Here is a 23,098-nt window from a genome sequence, read left to right as displayed (position 1 = left end):
CTTATTACAGCGATGAGGAATAGAGCGATCCTGCTCCGCCATAATCATTAACTACTTTCCAGTTGACGCTGGAGGCATTGATATTTTCTTTTAATGTCACTTCTTTGGTCGTCATTGGAGCGACCGAGTTGACTTCCGGCTTCACTTCTTTGCTACCAATCTGAACACTATGGAAATAGAAGAAAAACGGTGTTGGATTTTTAATCGTCAGTTTTGTGCCTGATTTCCGCCATTCGAGTTTTTTGGCTTCAATGTTTGGAGAAAGGTCGAAAAGTGCTTTTGGACGATAGACCAGACGCATGCGGTGGCGGACCGCCAGTTGAATAGTATTGGCGTTGGCTTTCTCATCGTCCGCCGGCGGGATGGCCATCACGTTAAAATAGTATATGGATTCCCGGTCGTTCGGGGCATTGACGTTTCCGGTAGAAAATAGACGCACGGTATTCTGCTGCTTACCCTCAAGGCGGAATAACGGAGGTGTAGCCATAAAAGAGGGCGTTTTCCCTGCCGGCGCTTCAACCCAGGATTTAATCAGATAAGGGATGTCATCTTTATTTTCGATTTGCGCGGTGATTTCACGCGCACCTTCTTTATAGAGGTAGCGGGTGGACTCAATCACAATACCAGCATGGGCAATACTACTGAGGAGTAATGCACAGGATGCGGTGATATTTAATAAGTTCCTGAACATGGTTTTTCTCTGAATGCGAAAAAGGGCCCGCCGTGAAGCGGAGCCCTTCGGGGAAAAATTAGAGGGTATAATCGATAGTAAAGGTCGCAACACCTTTAACCGGACCTTCGGTAACCGGAGTCGCGGAGTTCACTTTCACATAACCAGTGGTGTACTTCAGCTGAGTGCCGCCAGCTGCAGTGTAGCTTTCGGTCATGAGGTCAGAACCGTCGAAACCTACGCGGTGTGCATCACGTACGCGCTGGATACCGATACCAATGCCGGTAGCGCCGCCAGGTGCGGTGTTGTCCAGGATGTTAGCGTTGCTGGAGGCACCGGTCACATTGACGGTTACAGCAGTAACCGGAGTGGCGCTACCCTGTGCGCAGTCTTTCACGTCAAAACCGAAGTCCTGAGTTTTAAACAGAGCACCAGCCGCTTCAGCATTCGCTTCGGTAGTGGTCACGGTCATCAGCTGAACGATACCGTTGTTCAGGGTACCCGTCGGAGTCACGACGCAAGAGTTAGCTGCATCAGAGACTTCACCCAGTACAGTTACCTGAGCGGTGTTGGTTGCCATTACCTGAGCACTCAGAACTGCAGAAGCAGCGACCATTACAGCTACGATTGTCTTTTTCATTTAATTAATCCATATATAGATACTTAGTCCTGTGTAGAATCGATAACAGTTATCATGGGAATGGAATATGCATTCCTATTGATATTGAAAATAAGCGCCAGCATTCCTTATATAGTGCTGAAACCTACCCTCCTGTGAACGACGCTACAATATCACTTGCCATAGCGAACCATGGAGAAGCGGGGGTAATTTAAAAGTCTGGTGCAAAAAATGCTTGTGAATTCTTGATGAAGCACACGTGAATTTAATAATGACCTTTTCTAATGAGATATTGAGTTAGGTTGAGATAAATTTAATCTGAAAATGTGGCTTTTAAACAAGATAACTATCGCTTGTCATTTTTTATGCGGTATCCTCAAAGCTGAAGTTCAATGTGAACTGACCCCGCTTCTGTCTGAAGCGATAATGTTCACGCCATGGTTTGGCTGGGATTATTTATTTTTGTTATGGATAATAGGGTTGCGTGGGGCAAGGATATGGATGATATTGCATTATTTAATGGCTGTATAATTAATCAGGAAATTATATTTAATGCCAATATGAATGAGCTGCGACCGCTTGCCGGGAATGGGGAGAGCATCAGCCTCAATGCGCCTACCGCCAGATGCTTGCTGCTGCTATTGCAGAATTGCGGCAAAGTGATTTCTCGGGATGAATTTCTGGCGGCTGTATGGGAAACACGGGGAGTGGTAGTTTCGCAAAATACATTTTATCAAAATATCTCTTTGTTGAGAAAATCGCTGCTCAAAGCCGGACTATCTGAGGATATCATTATCACCGTCAGACAAAAAGGCTTTAGCGTCGCCCCGGATACTTTAGTTATCCCGCTCTCGGATGAAGAGTGCGAGAATATGAATCGGGAAAGATTAACGCATTTTCACAGTAGTAAAACTGCTGATGTCATTTTCAATGATACGGGGAAAATTGACCATAAATTAAGTCTTCCACTACCAGTGAATTTAGCAATCCAGGAGAATGATAGGCGGGAAAATAGCGTGAAGGTGGCAGAGAAAGTATCGGAACGATTACATATAACCTTTAAAGTTCCCACCTGGTTAATCGCGCTGATTGTCGTGATGATAGTTATCAATGTTATCGTACTGATCGTGTTACATCGATAATACGCCGCCGCTGGGGTTTATATCGAGAAGGTAACGGTAAAGTGGATTGCCGAGTATGTTAGTCCCAACCTGGCTGTGTATTCATATTAAGATGTCTGCCAGCACGACCTGGCAGACAAGGGAGGGGAGCTAACGCTGCTTCAGTCCTAAATCCAGCGGCGTCTTGCTGGGTTCGCCGCCGATCTCTCGCGCCAGCTTCGGCACCATATAGCCGGAGATGAGGGTCAACAGTTCACGCATGATTTCACGGGCTTCATCATCGCTGACCATAAAGTGTGCCGCCCCTTGTACCCGGTCCAGCACGTGCAGGTAGTAGGGCATTACCCCGGCATTGAACAGCGCATTGCTGAGATCGGCCAGGGTTTGCGCGTTATCGTTCACCCCGCGCAGCAGCACGCTCTGGTTAAGCAGCGTGACGCCCGCCTGACGCAGCATGGCCATCGCCGCGCGAAACTCGCCGTCAATTTCATTAGCGTGGTTGACGTGGTTAACCAGGATCACCTGCAGCGACGAACGGTGGAAGCGGCTGGCCAGCATCTCGGTGATGCGCGCCGGGATCACGATCGGCAAGCGGCTGTGAATACGCAGACGCTTAACGTGCGGAATGGCTTCCAGCTGGGTCATTAGCCAGTCAAGCTCATGGTCCTTCGCCATCAACGGGTCGCCGCCGGAGAAGATGATTTCATCAAGCTGCGGATGCTCAGCGATATAGTTCATTGCCGTCTGCCAGTTGCGCCTGGTGCCCTGATTTTCGGCATAAGGGAAGTGGCGGCGGAAGCAGTAACGGCAATTGACCGCGCAACCGCCTTTCACCAACAGCAGGGCCCGGTTGCGATATTTGTGCAACAGGCCGGGCACGACGCTGTGCTGTTCTTCCAGCGGATCGGTGGAGTAGCCGGGGGCGACGATAAACTCCTCTTCGGCGGTAAGTACCTGACGAAGCAGCGGATCGTCAGGGTTGCCTTTCTCCATTCGGGCAATAAACGCGCGCGGGACTCGCAGCGGGAACAGGCGTCTGGCCTCATGTCCGGCCAGCAGTTTTTCATCAGCGTCTACATTTAAAAGACGCAGCAGTTCATCAGGACTGGTCACAACATTGGCAAGTTGCGTTATCCAATCTTCTCTGGATGGGGTATTTAGGGTTACAATATGCGCCATTTTGTGGCTTAGCTACCAGTTAAACAATTTCAGAGGGCCTTATGGCGACTTACTATAGCAACGATTTTCGTGCTGGTCTTAAAATCATGTTAGATGGCGAACCTTATGCGGTAGAAGCCAGCGAATTCGTTAAACCAGGTAAAGGTCAGGCGTTTGCGCGCGTTAAGCTGCGCCGTCTGCTGACCGGCACCCGCGTTGAGAAAACCTTCAAATCTACTGATTCTGCAGAAGGCGCGGACGTTGTCGATATGAACCTGACTTACCTGTATAACGACGGTGAGTTCTGGCACTTCATGAACAACGAAACCTTCGAACAGCTGTCTGCTGACGCGAAAGCGATCGGTGACAATGCCAAATGGCTGCTGGATCAGGCTGAGTGCATCGTGACCCTGTGGAACGGCCAGCCGATCGCGGTCACCCCGCCGAACTTCGTTGAGCTGGAAATCGTTGAAACCGACCCAGGTCTGAAAGGCGACACCGCGGGTACCGGTGGTAAACCAGCGACCCTGTCTACTGGCGCTGTGGTTAAAGTGCCGCTGTTCGTCCAGATTGGCGAAGTGATCAAAGTGGATACTCGCTCTGGCGAATACGTATCCCGCGTGAAGTAATTTCACGTCATGATGACTGGCGCAGCCTCTGTGCTGCGCCGCTCTTTCTGTACTGGCACGACGAGCACGACACATGAAGCGCAGCGTAAAACTCCTGGCGTTACTGTTTCTGAGCAGCGCACTGCTGTCTGGCTGCAATACCGCCCGCGGTTTCGGTGAAGATATTCAGGGCCTGGGCCACGCCATCTCTCGCGCTGTAAGCTGACTTCCTTCCGTTTCGCCTGCCGCGCTCGCCTTCCGGTGCGCCTGCTTCCTTCACGAATACTCCTTTTCTCTTAAAAAACGCAAAGATCCCTTCATCTGTGGACGGTTTGTCTATGCTTATAGGGCATGAAAACAAAACTGACACTAAGGATGACATTATGGTGAAAAAAACGATTGCAGCGTTCTTTACGGTTTTGGTCCTCTCTTCAGCACTGACCGCTTGTAACACCACGCGCGGTGTGGGTCAGGATATTTCAGAGGGCGGCAGCGCAATCTCTGGCGCAGCAACCAAAGCTCAGCAATAACAGCCTTCGACGGTACGGTTTTGCGCCGTACCGTTCTTCACTTCCCCCATTCTGTTGGATATACTCACTACGACTTTTCATCCACCTTACGGGACGACCCGTAAGCGTTTCTCATCCGGGGACGGCCCCAGCAAAGGAGCCTTATGTCCTGGATAGTCTTATTTATCGCTGGCCTGCTGGAAGTGGTGTGGGCCGTCGGCCTGAAATATACCCATGGCTTTAGCCGCCTGGTTCCCAGCGTCATCACCATCGTCGCGATGGTCGTCAGCATGGCGCTGCTTTCATGGGCGATGAAAACCCTGCCGGTGGGTACCGCTTACGCCGTCTGGACGGGGATCGGCGCCGTGGGCGCCGCTGTGACCGGTATCGTACTGTTAGGTGAATCCGCCAGCGCTATGCGTATCGCCAGTCTTGTCTGCATCGTGGTCGGCATCATTGGCCTGAAGATCAGCGCGCACTAGTTGTAGCGCTGATTGACCCAGACCAGTTTGCTGATATCAAAACCCTGCCGGGTGGCAATATCCAGCATCTGCTGCCTGACTTCCGGGGCGATGGTGGGGGCTCGCGCCAGTAGCCAGAGATAGTCGCGGTCGGGGCCGCAGACCAGCGCGTACCGATACTCCTTATCCAGCGCAATGACGTTATAGCTGCCATAGAAGGGGCCGAAGAAGGAGATCTTCAGCGCGGCGCGGCTGGGTTCGCCGGTAAAATACGCCACCCCGTCCGTTTTCTGCCACATGCCGCGGTCGGGGTTATAGCCTTTATTGACCACGTCCAGACCGCCGTCATCGCGCGGCTGCCAGGCGATCGTGACCTTTTCAAGCCCGCTTTCAAAAGGATGGTCGAAGCGGGCGATTTCGTACCAGGTACCCAGATAGCGCTGAACGTCGAAGGGGGTGACCACGGTGACGCCTGGCGGCGGGGCAGGGGTGCTGCAGGCGACAGACAGGAACGAGACGGCGACCGCGGTGATTATCGGCAGGATACGCATGGTATGCTCCTTGCTGGCTTTTAAGCTAAGTGTAGAGTCCGGCAGGGCAAAGGCGGCAAGATTTTTCTATGAAGCGAGCCCGGTAGCAGAATTGCTGCCGGGCTCTTGCAGGATCAGATAAACAGTACGCCAACCAGAGTAATGACGCTGAGGATCGCCGCCAGACCGTAGAAGACCCATTTGCCGTTTGGCACATGGATTTTCAGGTCGTGCATGGCGTGGTGAATACGATGCAGCCCACACCACAGCGGCAGGACAATCATCAGAAAGATGAACGCGCGGCCGATAAAGCTTTGGGCAAAGGCCAGCACGCGCTCATAGCTGAAGGCGTCGGCGGGGGCGAGCCCCAGCGGCAGCAAAATGCCCACCAGCAGCACCATCACCGGCGCGACAATCGCGCCCCACATGCCGCCAGCGCCAAACAGCCCCCAGAAAACGGGTTCATCGGAACGTTTCGGATTGGGATTAATCATCTCAGCCTCCTTACCAGAACAGGGCGACAAACAGGATCACCACGGTGACCACCGCCGTCACCACCCAGAGACCTTTAATCACCGGCTCTGGCCCCATTTTTTCGCCTTTGATGATGACGTTGGCGGCTTTCGGCGCCAGCTCGAACCAGGTTTTGGTGTGCAGCAGCGCCGCCGCCAGGGTGATCAGATTGAGGATCACCACCACTGGATTTTGCAGGAATCCGATATATCCCGCCCAGCTTTCGGCGCCGTGCTTGAGGGCAAACAGCCCGTAAATCAGCACAATGCTAAACCAGACCGTCGGTACCGCCGTGCCTTCCCGCACCATGTAGAAGCGATAAAACGGCAGCTTTTTCCACCAGGTGGAGGTCATCGGCCGCACGTAGGGTTTGCGTTTCGTCGTCATAATGCACTCCTTAGCGTGGTTTCAGGGTGGCGATAAGAAAGTCTTTCGAACTTTCCACCTTGCCCTGCTGGATCGCGGCCGCCGGGTCGACGTGCTTCGGACACACTTCCGAGCAGTAGCCCACGAAAGTACAGGTCCAGACGCCGTTCTGGCCGTTAAGCTGCGCCATGCGTTCCTTTTTGCCGTGGTCGCGGCTGTCTTCGTTATAGCGGTGGGCGAGGGTGATCGCCGCCGGGCCGATAAACTCCGGATTCAGGCCGAACTGCGGACAGGCGGCATAGCACAGTCCGCAGTTGATACAGCCGGAGAACTGATGGTATTTGGCCATCTGGGCCGGCGTCTGCTTGTTTGGTCCCTGGTCCGGGGTGCGGTTATTGCCGATGATGTACGGCTTAATGGCCTCCAGACTTTCGATAAAGTGGGTCATATCCACCACCAGATCGCGCTCGATCGGGAAGTTGGCCAGCGCTTCAACCTTGATGCCTTTGGTGTAATCCCGCAGGAAGGTTTTACAGGCCAGCTTCGGTACCTTATTGACCATCATGCCGCAGGAGCCGCAGATCGCCATCCGGCAGGACCAGCGGTAGCTCAGGTCGGGCGCCAGGTTGTCTTTAATGTAGCCCAGCGCGTCCAGCAGCGAGGTCTGCTCATCGTAAGGCACGTCATAGAACGCGCTGTGCGGTGCCGTGTCGACCTCCGGGTTGTAACGCACCACTTCGACTTTCAGGTTTTTCATCTCAGCCATGGGTGGTCTCCTTCTTCTCAGCCGCTTCCGCCTCAGCGCCATAAACACGTTTCGCCGGCGGCAGCGTGGTGATCTTCACATCGCCATATTCCAGGCGGGTGGTGCCATCAGCCTCGCGGAAGGCGAGCGTATGTTTGAGGAAGTTGACGTCGTCGCGTTCGGTACAGCCTTCATCCAGACGCTGGTGCGCACCGCGCGATTCTTTACGGGCGATGGCCGAGTGCGCCATACATTCGGCAACGTTTAAACCGTGTCCCAGCTCAATGGTGTAAAGCAGATCGGTGTTGAATACGCTGGAGTTGTCGGTAATGCGCACGCGCTTAAAGCGCTCCTGCAGCTCAGCCAGCTTGTCGATAGTTTTCTGCATCAGCTCTGGCGTCCGGTAGATGCCGCAGCCTTCCTCCATCGAGAGCCCCATTTCGTCGCGGATTTTCGCCCAGTTTTCGTTACCCTCCTGGTTGACGAGATCTTTCAGACGACGCTCCACATCGGCAGCTTGCGCATCGAGGGCGGAGCCGTTCATTTCGCCCGCTTGTGCGGCGCGCCGCATGGCCTGTTCCCCGGCCAGGCGGCCGAAGACCACCAGCTCGGCCAGCGAGTTGGAGCCCAGGCGGTTGGCGCCGTGCAGACCAACGGACGAGCATTCGCCCACGGCAAACAGCCCTTTGATGCGGGTTTCGCACTGTTGATCGGTTTCGATGCCGCCCATGGTGTAGTGCGCGGTCGGGCGTACCGGAATCGGTTCTTTCACCGGGTCGACGCCGACGTAGGCTTTCGCCAGCTCACAGATAAACGGCAGGCGCTCCAGCAGCTTTTTCTCGCCGAGGTGGCGCAGATCGAGGTAGACCACGTCGCCGCGCGGCGTGGGAATGGTGTTCCCTTTCCGCCATTCGTGCCAGAAGGCCTGGGACACTTTGTCGCGCGGGCCCAGCTCCATATATTTGTTCTTCGGTTCGCCGAGCGGGGTTTCCGGGCCCATGCCGTAATCCTGCAGATAGCGATAGCCGTTTTTGTTGACCAGAATCCCGCCTTCACCGCGGCAGCCTTCGGTCATCAGGATCCCGGAACCCGGCAGACCGGTCGGGTGATACTGAACGAACTCCATATCGCGCAGCGGCACGCCGTGGCCCAGCGCCATACCCATCCCGTCACCGGTAACGATGCCGCCGTTGGTGTTGTAGCGATAGACGCGTCCGGCGCCGCCGGTGGCCAGCACCACCGCGTTGGCGCGGATCTGCACCAGCGTGCCTTCCATCATATTCATCGCCACCAGGCCGCGGGCCTGGCCGTCATCGACCAGCAGATCAAGGACGAAATGTTCATCAAAGCGTTGAATTTGGGGAAACTGAAGGGAGGTCTGGAAGAGGGTATGCAGCATGTGGAAGCCGGTTTTATCGGCGGCAAACCAGGTACGTTCGATCTTCATGCCACCGAAGCGCCGGACGTTAACGCTGCCGTCAGGGCGGCGGCTCCACGGGCATCCCCACTGTTCCAGTTGGGTCATTTCCGTCGGGCAGTGGTGAACGAAATAGTCGACGACATCCTGCTCGCACAGCCAGTCGCCTCCGGCGACGGTGTCGTGAAAATGGTACTCAAAGCTATCGTGATCCTGGGCAACGGCTGCGGACCCCCCTTCTGCAGCGACCGTATGGCTGCGCATCGGATAGACTTTAGAAATCAGGGCGATTTTGGCATTGGGGTTGGCCTGGGCGGCGGCGATAGCGGCGCGAAGGCCTGCCCCGCCGGCGCCAATTACGGCGAGATCGGCTTGAAAAGTGTGCACGACATTCCTCCAGTTTTAGTGTATTTCGCCGCCGGGCTGGCGAAAAAGTATCACTGCTCCTTTATAGGTACAGGAGTATAGCCGTAGGGTCAGTATGGAAAATTGACGTGTTCGATTTTTTTATCGATATGTGCGGTTATTTATCAGTGATATTTATGCATTTAGGTTAACGATAGATTAATGGCATGTAATCTGCCGGGGATTGCACAAAATTTGTTTCACTCGCCGGTTGCGAGTAGACTTCGTGCCCTTGTTTGCAATCGGAGAAAGTACCATGAGCGAGACGGCAACCTGGCAGCCGAGCGCACCCATTCCCAATCTGTTGAAACGCGCGGCGGTGATGGCGGAAATCCGCCGGTTCTTTACCGATCGCGGCGTGCTGGAGGTGGAGACGCCTTGCATGAGTCAGGCGACGGTAACGGATATCCATTTGTTCCCGTTTGAAACCCGTTTCGTCGGCCCGGGCCACTCACAGGGACTCAATCTGTACCTGATGACCAGTCCGGAATACCATATGAAGCGCCTGCTGGCGGCGGGCTGCGGCCCGGTTTTCCAGCTGTGCCGCAGCTTCCGTAATGAAGAGATGGGGCGGCATCACAATCCGGAATTCACCATGCTGGAGTGGTATCGTCCGTGCTATGACATGTATCGTCTGATCAACGAGGTGGACGATCTGCTGCAGCAGGTGCTGGAGTGCCAGCCGGCGGAAAGCCTCTCCTATCAGCAGGCGTTCCAGCGTCATCTGGATATTGACCCGCTCTCTGCCGATAAAGCGCAGCTGCGCGAAGTCGCGGCGAAGCTGGATCTGAGCAATATCGCCGATACTGAAGAAGATCGCGACACGCTGCTGCAACTGCTGTTCACCATGGGCGTGGAGCCGCACATCGGCAAAGATCGGCCGACGTTCATTTATCATTTCCCGGCGACTCAGGCCTCTTTAGCGCAGATCAGCCCGGAAGATCATCGGGTCGCTGAGCGCTTCGAGGTCTATTACAAAGGAATTGAGCTGGCGAATGGTTTCCACGAGCTGACCGACGCCCATGAGCAGCGCCTGCGCTTTGAGCAGGACAATCGCAAGCGTGCCGCGCGCGGTCTCCCGCAGCAGCCCATCGATAACAACCTGCTGGCGGCGCTGGAGGCGGGGCTGCCGGACTGCTCCGGCGTGGCACTGGGCGTTGATCGCGTGGTGATGCTGGCGCTGGGCGCTGAAAGCATCGGTGAGGTGATCGCCTTTACGGTCGACCGCGCCTGATGGCGCTGTCACCTCCTGCCGCCTGTGGGCGGGGGAGGTGACAGGTCTGCCCTGATCCCCCCTCCCTCATGCTATCCCGGCTTTCGCCCGAATATCCACAATCTCCTTCGGTGCTTTTGCTACTATCCGCGCTCGTTTTATGAGGCCAGGCGACGCTGTTGGCGACCGGCGTGGTGTTGCTGATGGTGACCTTCGCCAATATCTTCACCATCATTCAGCCGGTCATCGACAGCGGGGACTGGAGCAGCACGCTGTGGATGGTCGGCGGGCCGATCTTCTTCTCGCTGCTGGCGTGGGGAATTTACGAAAGCTACCGTCGGCGCCTGGCGTCCGGCGCGCTGGTGATGGAGAGTTAAAGAACCTGCCCGGCAGTGCCGCCGGGCAGGCTATGGCTTAAAGGCTGCCAGCCGTACGTCGGCTGGTTTTTCCGGCCGAGGTCATGGTTTTACTGCTTTGCCTGCCGTCAATACTTTCCAGACGCATCTGGAACGGAGGGAACGGCATATCAATGCCATGCTCGCGGAAGCCCGCCAGGATCAGCTGATGCATCTCATGGCGCAGCGGCATGCGGTGCCCCATCTCGGCGGCAAAAATACGCAGCTCGAAAATCTGGATCCCCTGCTGCAGGTCGACGAGAAACGCCTCCGGCGCCGGGGTATCGATGACCAGCGAGCAGCGATGCGCCGCGGCGATGAGAATTTTCGTGACCTCTTCGGTATCGGCGTCCACCGGAGCCGGCACCGTCAGCACCACGCGGGTGACCGAGTCCGATAGCGACCAGTTGATAAACTGCTCGGTGATGAACGCCTTGTTCGGCACGATAATCTCTTTCCGGTCCCAGTCGCTGATGGTGGTGGCGCGGGTATTGATGCGGGTGACGCTGCCCGTCAGATCGCGGATGGTGACCGTATCGCCGATGCGGATCGGTTTCTCAAACAGAATAATCAGGCCGGAGATAAAGTTAGCGAAGATCTCCTGCAGGCCAAACCCGAGACCCACACCCAGCGCGGCGACCAGCCACTGCAGCTTCGACCACTCAATGCCGATCATCGAGAAGCCCACCAGTCCACCGACCAGCATCAGCAGATACTTGGTGATGGTGGTGATGGCGTAGCCGGTGCCGGGCGTTAAATCGAGGTGCTGGAGGATCGCCAGCTCCAGCAGCGCCGGCAGGTTGCGCACCAGCTGAGTGGTGATGATCAGCACCAGAATGGCAATCAGCACCGCGCCAAGGGTGATGGGCTCGAGGCTTTCCACTCCTTGTACCGTTGAGGTAACGTCCCACAGCGAGATATTCTCAAGGAAGCCAAACGCCGAGTGAATTTCCGACCACAGCACGATGACCGACAGCAGCGCGATCAGCATCAGCAGGGAACGCACAAGGCGCAGCGACTGGGTACTGATGGCATCGAGATCGACCTCGCTGACCTCCGTCTCCACCGACCCTTCCGGGCTGCTGACGTGAACAGGCTCATCTTCGCCGCGGGCGCGCTGGGCGAGAATTTCCGCGCGACGATGGCGGGCCCGGTCGAAGGCCAGCCGGCGGCGCTGGATCAGCATCCAGCGGCGGATGATGTGATAGACCACCAGCAGCAGGAACCAGATGGCGACGGAAGTTTCCAGACGCGCCAGCAGCGCCTGGGCGGTGGCGAGATAACCGACGGCCGCCGCCAGCATGGCCACCAGCGGCGCGCCAAGCATCAGGTTCCACAGCAGGCGGTTCACCATATTGTCGCCATTCCCCTCTTTATCCAGATAGAGCGGGATACCGGCGTGCTTAAGACTCAGAGTGACCACCGCCAGCGCGCCGCAGATCAGCAGGAAGCACAGGCGGCCCAGCGAAGCGGAGAACTCGCGGTCGTTAAGATTATCGAACATGATCAGCGCCATAATCAGCGGCACAATCAGCCCGATGCTCATCAGGTAGTAGCGCATCGCTTTCGCCACTCGGCTACGCGGCCAGCCGAAGTGGGCGATAAACAGTCCGTTTGGCCGGGCGAAGGTGGCGCAGATCATCACCACCCACAACAGAGGCACCGTCGCGGTGACCCCATCGCCAATCGCCACCGCCAGCGGGAATGGCCAGGCGGACTGCAGACCATAGCCGAGCGTCATCCATAGCACCGGCAGCGGCGAAGCCACCAGTATCGACCAGAAGACCGTACGCAGCGTCAGCCAGAAGTGATCCTGGGTGACTTTCCCCACCCGAGCGCTGGAGCGCTCAAGGAAGCGGGTGAAATGGCGCCGCGAGCTGATGCTGAAGCCAACCAGCAGCAGGGCGGCAAACAGCGGTAGCAGGGTCTCTTTGCTGGTGAGCATCATCGCGCTGGCTTTACCCAGTTCGCTGATGGTATCCAGGGAGATCAGGCGCCGCAGATCCTGGACGATTTCCAGCGGCCAGGAGAAGCCGATGGGGCTGACGTCCGAAGTCCAGAACAGATAGCGGTGGGTGGCTTCGTTGATCTCCTTCAGCGCGTCTTCCAGCTGGCCGTTGGCGACCTTCAGCTTAGTGAGCTCCAGCATCAGGGTATCGCCGCCGCGCAGCAGCGAGTTCAACAGCTCGTTCTGCGTGCGCAGCTGCGCCTGCAGGATCTTGTTCTGCTCGCTGGTCAGCGGTTCGCCGTCGGCCTGGCGGATCTGCCGCAGCTGCGGCTGCTTACTGAGTAAATCCTCAAAGCGCAGACGCTGCACGCGCAGCTGCGCCATCTCCGTATCCAGCTGCTGCGGGCGAGGGCGCTCCGGCAGCCGCGCCACCTGGGCGCGCAGGGCTTCGCCCAGCAGATTAGAGGAGCCCAGCCACTGCGACTGCTCGCGCAGGGTGTTTAACGCCTGGCGCACCTGCAGCGTTTGATTCGTCGCCTGCCGCTGCTGGGACGCCACCAGATCCATACGCTGCGCCTGCTGGTTCAGCGCCTGGGAGAGTTCGCGGTTGACTTTAAACTGGGCGGTTATGTCCGGCGGCAGGTTTTCACTGTTCTCCGCCAGCAGTTCGGTACTCTCCAGTGCTTTTTCCGCCTCACGCTGGCGCTGGTTGTTCTGCAGATTACGCAGCGCCTGCAGATAGGCATCCAGCTGCTCGCTCTGCTTTTGCGCCAGTTCAGAACGGGCGCGCGACAGCTCCTGGCGGTTATTGGCGGAGAGCTGGGCGAGGTCGAGTTCATCCACCAGCGCCTTCAGGCGCGCCGATTCCGCCTGCAGGGCAAGATTTTGCGCCTGGGCGAGAGCATTGTTGCCGGTTTGCGTGCCGATGCGGCGCTCAACCTCATTGAGCTGACGCCGGGCGTCGGTTTGCTGCTGCGGCAGCTGGTTCAGGGAGTCGGCGATTTCACGCGCGCGATCCTGCTCCTGTTGCGCCTGACGGCTTGACTCCAGCAGCTGGCTGCTGACCTGGAGGATCTCCTGGTTCAGCGCATCGGCGGTCAGGCCGACTGGCACCTGGCGCGGCTCTTCGCTCAGATTGTTGAGCTGGGCGCGCAGGCTTTGAAACAGTTTGGGGAAATTGTCGATAACGTCCTGATACTGACGGGCGCGCTCGAGAGACGATTTTCGCTCCTCAAGCGCGTTCAGGGCGGACTGCAGAACTTCAACGGTTTCAGGCTGGGCGGGCTTTGCCGCCTTCGCCTGTTCCAGTTCCTGGGTTATCTGTTTAGCATCCGGGGCTGTCGCAGCGTACGCCCCGAAACTGAGGCTCAAGGCCAACAGGAAAGTGTATATCAGGCGCACGGCATAACCCTTTTGCTGAAGAATTAACCTTGGTCTTGTTTATCGTCAACCAGCGGGCTGGCGCGATGTTCGGCGCGGATCTCTTCTTCCGGTAACGGCGCCGGTTCAGCGGCGGTGGTTGCTTCCACCGTTGTCGCCAGCGGTTGGCCGATTTTAGTCACGGACAGGCTTTGCAGCGTGTCGACCAGCTTCACCTGGCCCGGGGCAAACAGGTTGATCACGGTGGAGCCCAGTTTGAAGCGGCCCATCTCCTGGCCTTTCAGCAGGGCGACGGAGCCTTCGCTGTCGCCAGCGGGCCAGGTCCAGCGTTTAATAATGCCTTCGCGCGGCGGGGTTACGGTGCCGGACCACACGGTCTCGATGCTGCCGACGATAGTCGCGCCCACCAGAATTTGCGCCATCGGGCCAAACTCAGTATCAAACAGGCAGATGACGCGCTCGTTACGGGCGAACAGGTTCGGCACGTTCTGCGCCGTCAGATGGTTAACGGAGAACAGGTCGCCAGGAACGTAGATCATTTCGCGCAGGATGCCGTTGCACGGCATGTGCACGCGGTGATAGTCGCGCGGCGACAGATAGGTGGTGGCGAAGCTGCCGTTACGGAACAGGTCGGCCATCTGATAGTTGCCGGCCAGCAGGGCTTCCAGGCTGTAGTTGTGGCCCTTGGCCTGCAGAATTTTGTCGTCTTCAATCGCGCCAAGCTGGCTGATCACGCCGTCGGCCGGCATCACCAGCACGTTAGGATCGGTATTCAGCGGGCGAACGTCGTCGCGCAGCGGGCGTACAAAGAAATCGTTGAAGGTGCGATAGGCCGCGGTATCCGGCTTCTGCGCCTCTTTCATATCGACCTTGTAGTATTTCACGAACAGATCGATGACCAGCTTCGTCAGCCAACCTGCGCGTTTGCTCGCACCCCAGCCTGCGAGGCGGGTGAGCCACAGTTTAGGCAGAATGTATTGCAGTGAAAGTTTAAGATCGTTTAACAAAGTAGCCTCCAGGCCATGATATGTCGTTCCTGACCCCGCCCGCGGGCGGGGACCTGAAAAAAGGGGGACGATTCTATACGTAAAACTCGCTAAATGGCATCCGCGTAAGCTGCGTCATCACCGCTGCCCGGCAGCGCCTGACGTGACGCTCAGCTTAATGGTCAGTCATCGGACGAGGAAAAGTTTTTACGCGTTTTTACCTGTACCTGCGCCATGCTTTCCAGGATGCGGTGGTAGTTCTCGAAACGGCTCTCGGCGATCTTGCCGTTCTCTACCGCTTCACGAAGCGCACAGCCAGGATCGGTATCGTGTTTACAGTCGCGATATTTGCAGCGGCCTAAATAATCATGGAATTCGACAAAGCCGTTGGTGATTTGTTCCGCTTCCAGATGCCACAGGCCGAACTCACGTACTCCCGGTGAATCAATCACATCACCGCCGTGCGGGAAGTGGTAGAGGCGCGCCGCGGTGGTGGTGTGCTGGCCTAAGCCGGAAACGTCCGAGACATCATTAGTGAGGATCTGATCCTCATTCAGCCCCAGCAGGGCGTTCAGCAGGCTCGATTTACCCACCCCGGACTGCCCGGCAAAGATGCTGATGCGGTCGGTCAGGGCCGCTTCCAGCGGCTTGAGGCCGTCCTGAGTACGGCTGGAGACCAGCAGCACGCGGTAACCGATGTGGCGGTAGATGTCCATTTGTTCATTGACGAAGCGCAGGCCATCGTCATCCAGCAGATCGATTTTGTTCAGGACGATTAACGGCTCGATATCCTGCGCCTCGCAGGCCACCAGATAGCGATCGATAATATTCAGCGATAGCTCAGGCAGGATCGCGGAAACCACCACGATCTGGTCGATATTGGCGGCGATAGGCTTCACGCCGTCGTAAAAATCCGGACGCGTCAGGACGGAGGCGCGATCGTGAACCGCTTCGACGATCCCTTTGACGCTTACGCCGTCGGCAGCGTCTTTACCCGGCCGCCAGACCACGCGGTCGCCGGTGACCAGCGAACGGATCGTCCGGCGGATATTGCAGCGATGCACGCTGCCGTCAGCGGATTCGACGTCGGCATGCATGCCAAAGCGACTAATGACAATGCCTTCCGACGGGTCGCCAAACAGGTTGTCATCGTAGTCGGCCTTCTCCGCAGTGGTTTTCAGACGGCGCTGGTGGTTGGCTTTGACGCGGCGCTGCTGGCCTTTGGAGAGTTTATTTTTACTCAATCGAACTGGCTCCTGGTCGCCCTGATGGGGCAAAACCTCTATGATACACGCTATTTTAGATGAATATAGTCACGCAAGAAGGGTGGAAAATAGCATGAGTGCAAATGAAAACAACCTCATTTGGATCGATCTTGAGATGACAGGGCTGGATCCGGAGCGCGATCGCATTATCGAAATCGCCACCCTGGTGACCGATGCCAACCTGAACATTCTGGCCGAGGGGCCGACCATCGCGGTGCATCAATCAGATGCCCAGCTGGCGCTGATGGACGAGTGGAATGTGCGGACGCATACCGGCAGCGGGCTGGTGGATCGCGTGAAGGCCAGCGCCGTCAGCGAGCACGACGCCGAACTGGCGACCATTGAGTTTCTTAAGCAGTGGGTGCCGGCGGGCAAGTCGCCGATCTGTGGCAACAGCATCGGCCAGGATCGTCGCTTCCTGTTTAAGTACATGCCGCAACTGGAAGCCTATTTCCACTATCGCTATCTGGACGTTAGCACGCTGAAAGAGCTGGCGCGTCGCTGGAAGCCGGAAATTCTCGACGGCTTTAAAAAGCAGGGTACCCATCAGGCAATGGACGATATCCGCGAGTCAGTCGCCGAGCTGGCTTACTACCGCGAGCATTTCATTAAGCTGTAAACCGCGACCGGGCCCTGTGCGCGGCCCGGTACACCTTTCTGCGTTATTTAAACCACTTCTGCTGCATCTGCTGGAAGTCAGGTGTCGCCATGACCGCGGTCAGGGCATCGTTGATCGCATTCAGCAGCTCCGGATCGTCTTTGCGCACCGCAATCGCATACTGCTTACCGTAATAAGTCGGGTCGGTGGCACGTTCATCCATGATGGCGTAGTCAGGGTTCTCCTGCTGCCAGGCGTCGAGGGTGGCGAAGTCGCCCATGACGCCGGTTATTTGCCCGGCCTTCAGCGCGGCCAGGGCGCTGGCGACGTCGTCGTAAGGAACAGCCTGTACGGCTTTCTGTTTATCACGCAGATAGTGTTGATGCAGTGTGCCTTTCACCACGCCGACTTTTTTGGCTTTCAGGTCGGCAAAGGTATGGGCGACATCTTTGTTGACGATCACCACCCCGGAGAGCGCCTGGCGATAGGGACGGCTGAAGGCGACCTGCTTCTCACGCATCGGGATCACTTCCATGCCGGCAATCACCGCGTCAAATTTCTTGAAGCGTAAAGCCGGGATCAGCGTATCGAAACGCTGCGCCGTGAACTGGCACTGCGCCTGCATCTGCTGGCACAGGGCCTGGGCAAGATCGATATCGAAGCCGACAGGCTGATTTTTGCCGTTGGCGGTGACAAACGGCGGATTGGCCGTGCTGGTGCCAAAATGGAGCGTCTCGGCTGACGCGGTTCCGATGGCCAGCGTGCTCAGCAGCAGGACGGTGAGGACTTTTCTCATGCTAATTCCCTGTTTGGCGGCGTGGTGGCCTCGTTTTACGTCGCGCCACCGCTGTATGATGCGAGCGATTTTGCGTCATTCAGGCGGGCGGAAAAAGCGATTTTGCCCGAAATGACGCTTATTTATACAATTCAGCGGCGTGGGTGGCGAGAAAATATCCATTTAAACAAAAAACGCAAAAAAGTGATGAACAGGGGGTTGCAGGGGCATCGAATTCTCGTATAATGCGCCTCCCGTAACGACGCAGAAATGCAAATTACGACGCCATCGAAATATGGCAAAAAATGCAGTAACGCGGGAATAGCTCAGTTGGTAGAGCACGACCTTGCCAAGGTCGGGGTCGCGAGTTCGAGTCTCGTTTCCCGCTCCAAAATTTGAAAGCACCATCCTGATCAAAGGATTTCATCTCGCAGATGCGGGGCGAAAGCCGAAGATTAAGCGGGAATAGCTCAGTTGGTAGAGCACGACCTTGCCAAGGTCGGGGTCGCGAGTTCGAGTCTCGTTTCCCGCTCCAAAATTTGAATGACACACCACACCAGTCGCAGTTTTCAGGTTGCTACACGGTAGCTTGAATGACGATGATTAAGCGGGAATAGCTCAGTTGGTAGNNGTTCGAGTCTCGTTTCCCGCTCCAAATTTTCTTCCATCTCTTATTTATCCACAGTGCAATCCAGCGCCGGGGATGATTTTCGTTTGGTCTGCAGAAATACTGTAAACAGAGTTATCCACAGGTTGTCGTTTCGCTTCTGACGGCGTAAATGCTTCGCTTTGTAAATAATATCTTTATATCTAATTGAAATTTAACAATTAAATTTCATTTCGAAATGTTAATCCGATCACTTGACCTCGGTCTGCGCCTTGAAACTCAATGTGTTTTAGATTTTATTCACAGCCTGTGAATGAATCAGGCGTCGCGCGGCAGGCCTTTCTCTACCACCCTGACCAGACGTAATTTTTTCGGCAGCTGTACTTCGACGGCGTCGACGCTGCGCTTTTTCAGTTGCTGGGCAATCGCCCACTCAATGTGCTCGTCGAGAAGCGGGTGCTCGCCCAGGCGACTCTCCAGTGCGCGAAGATGGGCTTCATCCCAGGGCGCATTGCCCAGCGCGACGGCGATATTACGCAGCCAGCGCAGATGACCAATGCGACGAATCGCCGACCCTTCGGTCACCTTCAGAAACCACGCTTCGCTCCAGGCGAACAGCTCCACCAGCGGCGGGGCATGCAGCGCCTGGCGCGGGCTGAAATCCTCTTCATCGGTGAGCTGTGAGAAACGGTTCCACGGGCAGATAAGCTGGCAGTCGTCGCAGCCATAGATCCGGTTGCCGATGAGTGGACGGAACTCCTCCGGAATAGCGCCTTCCAGTTCGATGGTGAGATAGGAGATGCAGCGGCGGGCGTCGACGGTATAGGGCTCAACGATGGCCCCGGTGGGGCAGATAGTCATGCAGGCGACACAGCGTCCACACTCCTCCGCGACCGGGCTGTCGACCGGCAGGGGCAGGTCAATCAGCAGTTCGCCGAGAAAAAAGAATGATCCGGCGTCGCGGCTTAAGATAAGTGAGTGCTTACCTGTCCAGCCAAGGCCCGCTTTTTCTGCAATGGGCCGTTCCAGGATAGGCGCGGAATCGACAAAAGGTCTAAAATTGAGCGAAGCACACTGTTCCTGAATCTTCTCACCCAGTTTTTTCAGGCGATTACGTAGCAGCTTATGATAATCACGCCCGAGGGCATAACGGCTGACGTAACCCAGCGCGGGATCTTTCAGGGTGCGGGCAAAGGCGGCGTTGGCGGGCAGATAATTCATCCGCACGCTGATGACGCGTAACGTACCGGGCAGCAGTTCGTGGGGGCGGGCGCGCATCATACCGTGACGGGCCATCCACTCCATTTCGCCGTGGTATTGTTTATCCAGCCATGCCTGCAGTTTGGGTTCACTGGCGCTGAGGTCGGTATCGGCGATACCGACCTGCTGGAACCCGAGCTCTGTGCCCCATTGTTTGATTTGTTGCGCTAACTGAACGAGATCGAGGGGCTGTGACATGATGGACCATACAATGACGAAAAACCCTGACAGTATACCATACAACATTTGGCCTGCGGAGGCGCTGCGCCTGGCCGAACGAGAGGCGGCGGACAGCCTGGGACTGACGCTGTTTGAACTGATGCAGCGCGCGGGCGAGGCGGCGTTCCAACTGGCCAGCCGCGCTTTTCCTGACAGCGCGCACTGGCTGATCCTCTGCGGGCATGGCAACAACGGCGGTGACGGATATGTCGTCGCGCGTCTGGCCCAGGCCGCCGGGCGGAGGGTGACGCTGCTGGCGGTAGAGAGTGACAGCCCGCTGCCGGAAGAGGCGCAGGCGGCGCGGGAGGCATGGCTTAACGCCGGCGGCGTGATCCATGCGGCCACTGTCCCCTGGCCAGACGATATCTCACTGATTATTGATGGCCTGCTCGGCACCGGGTTGCGCAGTGCGCCGCGTGAATCCGTCGCGGTGCTCATTCACCAGGCGAACCACCATCCTGCGCCGGTGCTGGCTCTGGATATCCCTTCCGGCCTGAACGCGCAGACCGGCGCGACGCCGGGGGCGGTCATTCAGGCCGACCATACGCTGACGTTTATCGCACTCAAACCGGGGCTGCTGACCGGCAAGGCGCGGGATGTCGTCGGGCAGCTCCACCATCATGCGCTGGGGCTTGAGCGCTGGCTCGCCGGGCAAAGTACCCCCCTGACGCGGTTTTGCGCCGCCCACCTTGCCGACTGGCTGCCGCCGCGCCGGGCCACCTCCCATAAGGGCGATCACGGCAAGCTGGCGATCGTCGGCGGCGATCGCGGCACGGCAGGCGCGATTCGCATGTGCGGTGAAGCGGCTTTACGCGCCGGCGCAGGGCTGGTGCGAGTACTTACTCACCCGGAGAACGTGGCGCCTATTATCACCGCCCGGCCGGAATTAATGGTGGATGAGCTGACGCCGCAGACCCTGAAAGCCGCGCTGGAGTGGGCGGAGGTGGTGGCGATTGGCCCAGGTCTGGGGCAGAACGAGTGGGGACGCAGCGCCCTGCGCATGGTGGAAAGGGTTAACAAACCGATGGTCTGGGACGCCGATGCGCTGAACCTGCTGGCATTCAATCCCGATAAACGTCACAATCGCGTGCTGACGCCGCACCCCGGCGAAGCGGCCCGTCTGCTGAATGTCAGCGTGGCAGAAATTGAAAGCGATCGCTTACTTTCTGCGCAGCGTCTGGTAAAACGGTATGGCGGCGTGGTCGTGCTGAAAGGCGCGGGCACGGTGGTGGCCAGTGAACGCGGGGCGATGGGCATTATCGACGCCGGCAATGCCGGGATGGCCAGCGGCGGCATGGGCGATGTGCTCACTGGCATCATCGCCGCATTGTTAGGACAGCACCTGACGCCGTATGATGCTGCCTGTGCCGGGTGCGTCGCTCATGGCGATGCCGCCGACCGACTGGCCGCCCGCGAGGGCACCCGCGGCATGCTGGCGACCGATCTCTTTTCCACGCTCAGGCGTGTTGTTAACCCGGATGTGATTGACGTAGACCATGATTAACCGAGTGATTCCTTTACCCGATGAGCAGGCCACGCTGGCCCTGGGCGACCGTATTGCGCAGGCCTGTACCGGCGCCACCGTGATTTACCTTTATGGTGACTTAGGCGCGGGAAAAACCACCTTTAGCCGCGGCTTTTTACAGGCGCTCGGTCACCGCGGCAATGTCAAAAGCCCAACTTATACCCTGGTGGAACCGTATACCCTCGACAAGCTGATGGTGTATCACTTCGATCTCTACCGCCTGGCGGATCCTGAGGAGCTGGAATTTATGGGGATCCGCGATTATTTTGCCGACGATGCCATCTGCCTGGTGGAATGGCCGCAGCAAGGCGCAGGTGTCCTGCCTGACCCGGACGTTGAAATTCACCTTGATTACCAGGCACAAGGGCGTGAGGCGCGCATTACCGCGATCTCCTCACGGGGTGAGTCTTTACTGGCACGTTTAGCCATTTAGCCTGAAGGATGACGGGATGAAGTATCGCATAACCACCTGGCTTGCCGCTGCGCTGATGCTGTCGAGTCTTCACGCCACTGCGGCGAGTTTATCCGATATCCAGGTCTCCAACGGAGACCAGCAGGCCCGTATTACTCTTAGCTTTGTCGGTGAACCGGAGTACTCTTTTACCCCCCAGGGCAAACGACTGGTGGCGCTGGATATCAAACAGACCGGCGTATTGCAGGGACTGCCGCTGAAATTTAGCGGCAGCAACCTGGTGAAGAGCATTCGTGCCGGTACGCCGCAGGATTCGCAGACGCTGCGTCTGCTGGTGGATCTGACGGAAGATGGCAAAACCCGGGCGGTGAAGCAACAGAACGGGGCGAATTACACGGTGGTCTTTACCATCAACGCCGACGCGCCTCCGCCGCCGCCACCTCCTGTGGTGGTGAAACGGGCCGACCCGCCGCCGGTGATGCCTTCCCGGACGGTGACGGCGGGACGCAATCCGTTCAGCTCGTCGGGCCACGATCGGCAGACGGTGATGACCCCCTCTCAGCCGGCGATGACCAACAATCAAACCGTGACCCGTCCGGCGGCCCGCACCGTGTCGGCGCAGGATAAAGTGATTATCGCCATCGATGCCGGGCACGGCGGTCAGGATCCTGGCGCGATTGGCCCGAACGGCACCAAAGAGAAGAACGTGACTATCGCCATCGCGCGCAAGCTGCGGGCGCTGCTGAACGCCGATCCGCAGTTTAAACCGGTGCTGACCCGTGACGGGGATTACTTTATTTCGGTAATGGGACGCTCGGATGTGGCGCGTAAGCAAAATGCCAACTTCCTCGTCTCAATCCATGCCGACGCCGCGCCAAACCGCGACGCCACCGGCGCCTCGGTATGGGTACTTTCTAACCGTCGCGCCAACAGTGAAATGGCCGGCTGGCTGGAACAGCATGAGAAACAGTCTGAACTGCTCGGCGGCGCGGGCGATGTGCTGGCGAACAGCCAGGCCGATCCCTACCTGAGCCAGGCGGTGTTGGATCTGCAGTTCGGTCACTCCCAACGCGTCGGCTACGATGTGGCGACCAACGTGCTCAGCCAGCTGCAGCGGATTGGCAATCTGCATAAACGCCGTCCGGAGCATGCCAGCCTCGGCGTACTGCGCTCGCCGGACATTCCGTCGATCCTCGTGGAAACGGGCTTCATCAGTAACAACGGGGAAGAACGGCTGCTGGGCAGCGATGATTACCAGGAGCAGATTGCGGAGGCGATTTATAACGGTCTGCGCAACTACTTTATGCAGCATCCGCTGCAGTCGGCGCCTCGCGGCGAGGCGGCGCAGACCGCCAGCGCCGCCTCGCCGGGCGGGATGTTGATTAACTAAGGA

The 23,098-nt window shown here is 57.4% G+C and carries 23 protein-coding genes, 2 tRNA genes and 1 pseudogene; 13 read left to right on the top strand and 13 right to left on the bottom strand.

The features are described from left to right. Window positions 1-4: 4 nt before the first annotated feature. Both KHQ24_RS14060 and KHQ24_RS14055 read right to left on the bottom strand, forming a co-directional pair. On the bottom strand, window positions 5-691 hold the full coding sequence (locus KHQ24_RS14060) for a molecular chaperone (protein ID WP_004206417.1): 687 nt from the start codon (window positions 689-691) through the stop codon (window positions 5-7). Window positions 692-749: 58 nt separating this feature from the next. Then, window positions 750-1,310, bottom strand: coding sequence for a fimbrial protein (locus tag KHQ24_RS14055; protein WP_004206418.1), 561 nt, complete (start codon window positions 1,308-1,310; stop codon window positions 750-752). 476 nt (window positions 1,311-1,786) lie between these two features. Between KHQ24_RS14055 and KHQ24_RS14050 the strand changes: the two genes are divergently transcribed. Then, entirely contained in the window at window positions 1,787-2,431 is a 645-nt protein-coding gene (locus KHQ24_RS14050) for a winged helix-turn-helix domain-containing protein (RefSeq protein WP_044525214.1), read from the top strand. 129 nt (window positions 2,432-2,560) lie between these two features. Here the strand turns inward: KHQ24_RS14050 and epmB are convergent, their stop codons facing one another. Beyond that, window positions 2,561-3,589, bottom strand: a complete 1,029-nt coding sequence (epmB, locus tag KHQ24_RS14045) for an EF-P beta-lysylation protein EpmB (protein ID WP_004206420.1) — start codon at window positions 3,587-3,589, stop codon at window positions 2,561-2,563. 41 nt (window positions 3,590-3,630) lie between these two features. On the opposite strand from epmB, the gene efp reads away from it, so the two are divergent. The 4 genes from efp to sugE all read left to right on the top strand — a co-directional run bounded on the left by efp (window position 3,631) and on the right by sugE (window position 5,167). After that, window positions 3,631-4,197 carry an elongation factor P gene (gene efp / locus KHQ24_RS14040; protein ID WP_004206421.1) on the top strand — a complete coding sequence of 189 codons (567 nt, stop codon included), beginning with the start codon at window positions 3,631-3,633 and terminating at the stop codon, window positions 4,195-4,197. Window positions 4,198-4,270: 73 nt separating this feature from the next. Continuing rightward, window positions 4,271-4,402, top strand: a complete 132-nt coding sequence (locus KHQ24_RS14035) for an entericidin A/B family lipoprotein (protein WP_004206422.1) — start codon at window positions 4,271-4,273, stop codon at window positions 4,400-4,402. A 157-nt stretch (window positions 4,403-4,559) separates the two neighbouring features. Continuing rightward, window positions 4,560-4,706 (top strand): lipoprotein toxin entericidin B, encoded by a 147-nt coding sequence (ecnB, locus tag KHQ24_RS14030; protein ID WP_004206423.1) that lies wholly within the window; start codon window positions 4,560-4,562, stop codon window positions 4,704-4,706. Between the two features lie 143 nt (window positions 4,707-4,849). Beyond that, on the top strand, window positions 4,850-5,167 hold the full coding sequence (gene sugE, locus KHQ24_RS14025; protein WP_004206425.1) for a quaternary ammonium compound efflux SMR transporter SugE: 318 nt from the start codon (window positions 4,850-4,852) through the stop codon (window positions 5,165-5,167). On the opposite strand, the gene KHQ24_RS14020 is transcribed toward sugE, so the two are convergent. The 5 genes from KHQ24_RS14020 to frdA form a co-directional block, all read right to left on the bottom strand. After that, window positions 5,164-5,697: a lipocalin family protein gene (locus KHQ24_RS14020; RefSeq protein WP_004206426.1), complete on the bottom strand. Its 534-nt coding sequence runs from the start codon at window positions 5,695-5,697 to the stop codon at window positions 5,164-5,166. The two genes, sugE and KHQ24_RS14020, sit on opposite strands and share 4 nt — an antisense overlap. A 113-nt stretch (window positions 5,698-5,810) precedes the next feature. Then, window positions 5,811-6,170, bottom strand: a complete 360-nt coding sequence (gene frdD / locus KHQ24_RS14015; protein WP_002885526.1) for a fumarate reductase subunit FrdD — start codon at window positions 6,168-6,170, stop codon at window positions 5,811-5,813. 10 nt (window positions 6,171-6,180) lie between these two features. Beyond that, window positions 6,181-6,576, bottom strand: a complete 396-nt coding sequence (gene frdC, locus KHQ24_RS14010; RefSeq protein WP_002885530.1) for a fumarate reductase subunit FrdC — start codon at window positions 6,574-6,576, stop codon at window positions 6,181-6,183. 10 nt (window positions 6,577-6,586) lie between these two features. Beyond that, window positions 6,587-7,321: a fumarate reductase iron-sulfur protein gene (gene frdB / locus KHQ24_RS14005; protein WP_004177729.1), complete on the bottom strand. Its 735-nt coding sequence runs from the start codon at window positions 7,319-7,321 to the stop codon at window positions 6,587-6,589. After that, a complete protein-coding gene (gene frdA, locus KHQ24_RS14000; RefSeq protein WP_017900930.1) occupies window positions 7,314-9,104 on the bottom strand; it encodes a fumarate reductase (quinol) flavoprotein subunit in 1,791 nt (596 codons plus the stop codon). Before frdA ends, frdB begins: the two co-directional genes overlap by 8 nt. 274 nt (window positions 9,105-9,378) lie before the next feature. Here frdA and epmA point away from each other — a divergent pair, with 274 nt between their 5' ends. Together epmA and KHQ24_RS13990 are read left to right on the top strand one after the other, a co-directional pair. Next, entirely contained in the window at window positions 9,379-10,356 is a 978-nt protein-coding gene (gene epmA / locus KHQ24_RS13995; RefSeq protein WP_004206428.1) for an elongation factor P--(R)-beta-lysine ligase, read from the top strand. Between the two features lie 149 nt (window positions 10,357-10,505). Continuing rightward, window positions 10,506-10,712 (top strand): annotated as a pseudogene (locus KHQ24_RS13990) (glutamate/gamma-aminobutyrate family transporter YjeM); the annotation flags it as partial. Window positions 10,713-10,749: 37 nt separating this feature from the next. On the opposite strand, the gene mscM reads toward KHQ24_RS13990, so the two are convergent. From mscM to rsgA, 3 genes are all read right to left on the bottom strand, one after another. Continuing rightward, window positions 10,750-14,079, bottom strand: coding sequence for a miniconductance mechanosensitive channel MscM (gene mscM / locus KHQ24_RS13985; RefSeq protein WP_053810856.1), 3,330 nt, complete (start codon window positions 14,077-14,079; stop codon window positions 10,750-10,752). Between the two features lie 23 nt (window positions 14,080-14,102). Next, window positions 14,103-15,065: an archaetidylserine decarboxylase gene (asd, locus tag KHQ24_RS13980; protein WP_017900928.1), complete on the bottom strand. Its 963-nt coding sequence runs from the start codon at window positions 15,063-15,065 to the stop codon at window positions 14,103-14,105. A gap of 161 nt (window positions 15,066-15,226) precedes the next feature. Then, window positions 15,227-16,288, bottom strand: a complete 1,062-nt coding sequence (gene rsgA, locus KHQ24_RS13975; RefSeq protein ID WP_017900927.1) for a small ribosomal subunit biogenesis GTPase RsgA — start codon at window positions 16,286-16,288, stop codon at window positions 15,227-15,229. 94 nt (window positions 16,289-16,382) lie between these two features. Between rsgA and orn the strand changes: the two genes are divergently transcribed. Beyond that, window positions 16,383-16,928 carry an oligoribonuclease gene (gene orn / locus KHQ24_RS13970; protein WP_004206435.1) on the top strand — a complete coding sequence of 182 codons (546 nt, stop codon included), beginning with the start codon at window positions 16,383-16,385 and terminating at the stop codon, window positions 16,926-16,928. A gap of 43 nt (window positions 16,929-16,971) precedes the next feature. Here the strand turns inward: orn and KHQ24_RS13965 are convergent, their stop codons facing one another. Continuing rightward, a complete protein-coding gene (locus KHQ24_RS13965) occupies window positions 16,972-17,703 on the bottom strand; it encodes a transporter substrate-binding domain-containing protein (protein WP_211777326.1) in 732 nt (243 codons plus the stop codon). 294 nt (window positions 17,704-17,997) lie between these two features. On the opposite strand from KHQ24_RS13965, the gene KHQ24_RS13960 reads away from it, so the two are divergent. Continuing rightward, window positions 17,998-18,073, top strand: a tRNA-Gly gene (locus KHQ24_RS13960). Window positions 18,074-18,141: 68 nt separating this feature from the next. After that, window positions 18,142-18,217: transfer RNA gene (locus tag KHQ24_RS13955), tRNA-Gly, on the top strand. Window positions 18,218-18,607: 390 nt separating this feature from the next. Here the strand turns inward: KHQ24_RS13955 and queG are convergent. After that, complete coding sequence (gene queG, locus KHQ24_RS13950; RefSeq protein WP_017900602.1) at window positions 18,608-19,747, bottom strand: tRNA epoxyqueuosine(34) reductase QueG; 1,140 nt, start codon at window positions 19,745-19,747, stop codon at window positions 18,608-18,610. A 13-nt stretch (window positions 19,748-19,760) separates the two neighbouring features. Between queG and nnr the strand changes: the two genes are divergently transcribed. Genes nnr through amiB form a run of 3 tightly spaced genes read left to right on the top strand, consistent with a single transcriptional unit; the run spans window position 19,761 to window position 23,095 of the window. Beyond that, window positions 19,761-21,272 (top strand): bifunctional ADP-dependent NAD(P)H-hydrate dehydratase/NAD(P)H-hydrate epimerase, encoded by a 1,512-nt coding sequence (gene nnr / locus KHQ24_RS13945; RefSeq protein ID WP_162574728.1) that lies wholly within the window; start codon window positions 19,761-19,763, stop codon window positions 21,270-21,272. Then, window positions 21,265-21,726 carry a tRNA (adenosine(37)-N6)-threonylcarbamoyltransferase complex ATPase subunit type 1 TsaE gene (gene tsaE, locus KHQ24_RS13940; protein ID WP_004206439.1) on the top strand — a complete coding sequence of 154 codons (462 nt, stop codon included), beginning with the start codon at window positions 21,265-21,267 and terminating at the stop codon, window positions 21,724-21,726. The genes nnr and tsaE overlap by 8 nt, the downstream gene beginning before the upstream one ends. Before the next feature lie 16 nt (window positions 21,727-21,742). Further along, window positions 21,743-23,095 carry an N-acetylmuramoyl-L-alanine amidase AmiB gene (gene amiB / locus KHQ24_RS13935; protein ID WP_080841775.1) on the top strand — a complete coding sequence of 451 codons (1,353 nt, stop codon included), beginning with the start codon at window positions 21,743-21,745 and terminating at the stop codon, window positions 23,093-23,095. Window positions 23,096-23,098: the final 3 nt, after the last annotated feature.

This window comes from Klebsiella sp. 54, assembly GCF_018223875.1.
Lineage (GTDB): Bacteria > Pseudomonadota > Gammaproteobacteria > Enterobacterales > Enterobacteriaceae > Klebsiella > Klebsiella quasipneumoniae.
Note: the sequence above shows the minus strand (reverse complement) of the source record. Positions and strands in the feature narration are given on the sequence as shown.

Coding starts and splice junctions, on each gene's coding strand:
- KHQ24_RS14060 (WP_004206417.1), bottom strand. CDS start 691: ATGTTCAGGAACTTATTAAATATCACCGCATCCTGTGCATTACTCCTC.
- KHQ24_RS14055 (WP_004206418.1), bottom strand. CDS start 1,310: ATGAAAAAGACAATCGTAGCTGTAATGGTCGCTGCTTCTGCAGTTCTG.
- KHQ24_RS14050 (WP_044525214.1), top strand. CDS start 1,787: ATGGATGATATTGCATTATTTAATGGCTGTATAATTAATCAGGAAATT.
- epmB (WP_004206420.1), bottom strand. CDS start 3,589: ATGGCGCATATTGTAACCCTAAATACCCCATCCAGAGAAGATTGGATA.
- efp (WP_004206421.1), top strand. CDS start 3,631: ATGGCGACTTACTATAGCAACGATTTTCGTGCTGGTCTTAAAATCATG.
- KHQ24_RS14035 (WP_004206422.1), top strand. CDS start 4,271: ATGAAGCGCAGCGTAAAACTCCTGGCGTTACTGTTTCTGAGCAGCGCA.
- ecnB (WP_004206423.1), top strand. CDS start 4,560: ATGGTGAAAAAAACGATTGCAGCGTTCTTTACGGTTTTGGTCCTCTCT.
- sugE (WP_004206425.1), top strand. CDS start 4,850: ATGTCCTGGATAGTCTTATTTATCGCTGGCCTGCTGGAAGTGGTGTGG.
- KHQ24_RS14020 (WP_004206426.1), bottom strand. CDS start 5,697: ATGCGTATCCTGCCGATAATCACCGCGGTCGCCGTCTCGTTCCTGTCT.
- frdD (WP_002885526.1), bottom strand. CDS start 6,170: ATGATTAATCCCAATCCGAAACGTTCCGATGAACCCGTTTTCTGGGGG.
- frdC (WP_002885530.1), bottom strand. CDS start 6,576: ATGACGACGAAACGCAAACCCTACGTGCGGCCGATGACCTCCACCTGG.
- frdB (WP_004177729.1), bottom strand. CDS start 7,321: ATGGCTGAGATGAAAAACCTGAAAGTCGAAGTGGTGCGTTACAACCCG.
- epmA (WP_004206428.1), top strand. CDS start 9,379: ATGAGCGAGACGGCAACCTGGCAGCCGAGCGCACCCATTCCCAATCTG.
- orn (WP_004206435.1), top strand. CDS start 16,383: ATGAGTGCAAATGAAAACAACCTCATTTGGATCGATCTTGAGATGACA.
- KHQ24_RS13965 (WP_211777326.1), bottom strand. CDS start 17,703: ATGAGAAAAGTCCTCACCGTCCTGCTGCTGAGCACGCTGGCCATCGGA.
- queG (WP_017900602.1), bottom strand. CDS start 19,747: ATGTCACAGCCCCTCGATCTCGTTCAGTTAGCGCAACAAATCAAACAA.
- nnr (WP_162574728.1), top strand. CDS start 19,761: ATGACGAAAAACCCTGACAGTATACCATACAACATTTGGCCTGCGGAG.
- tsaE (WP_004206439.1), top strand. CDS start 21,265: ATGATTAACCGAGTGATTCCTTTACCCGATGAGCAGGCCACGCTGGCC.
- amiB (WP_080841775.1), top strand. CDS start 21,743: ATGAAGTATCGCATAACCACCTGGCTTGCCGCTGCGCTGATGCTGTCG.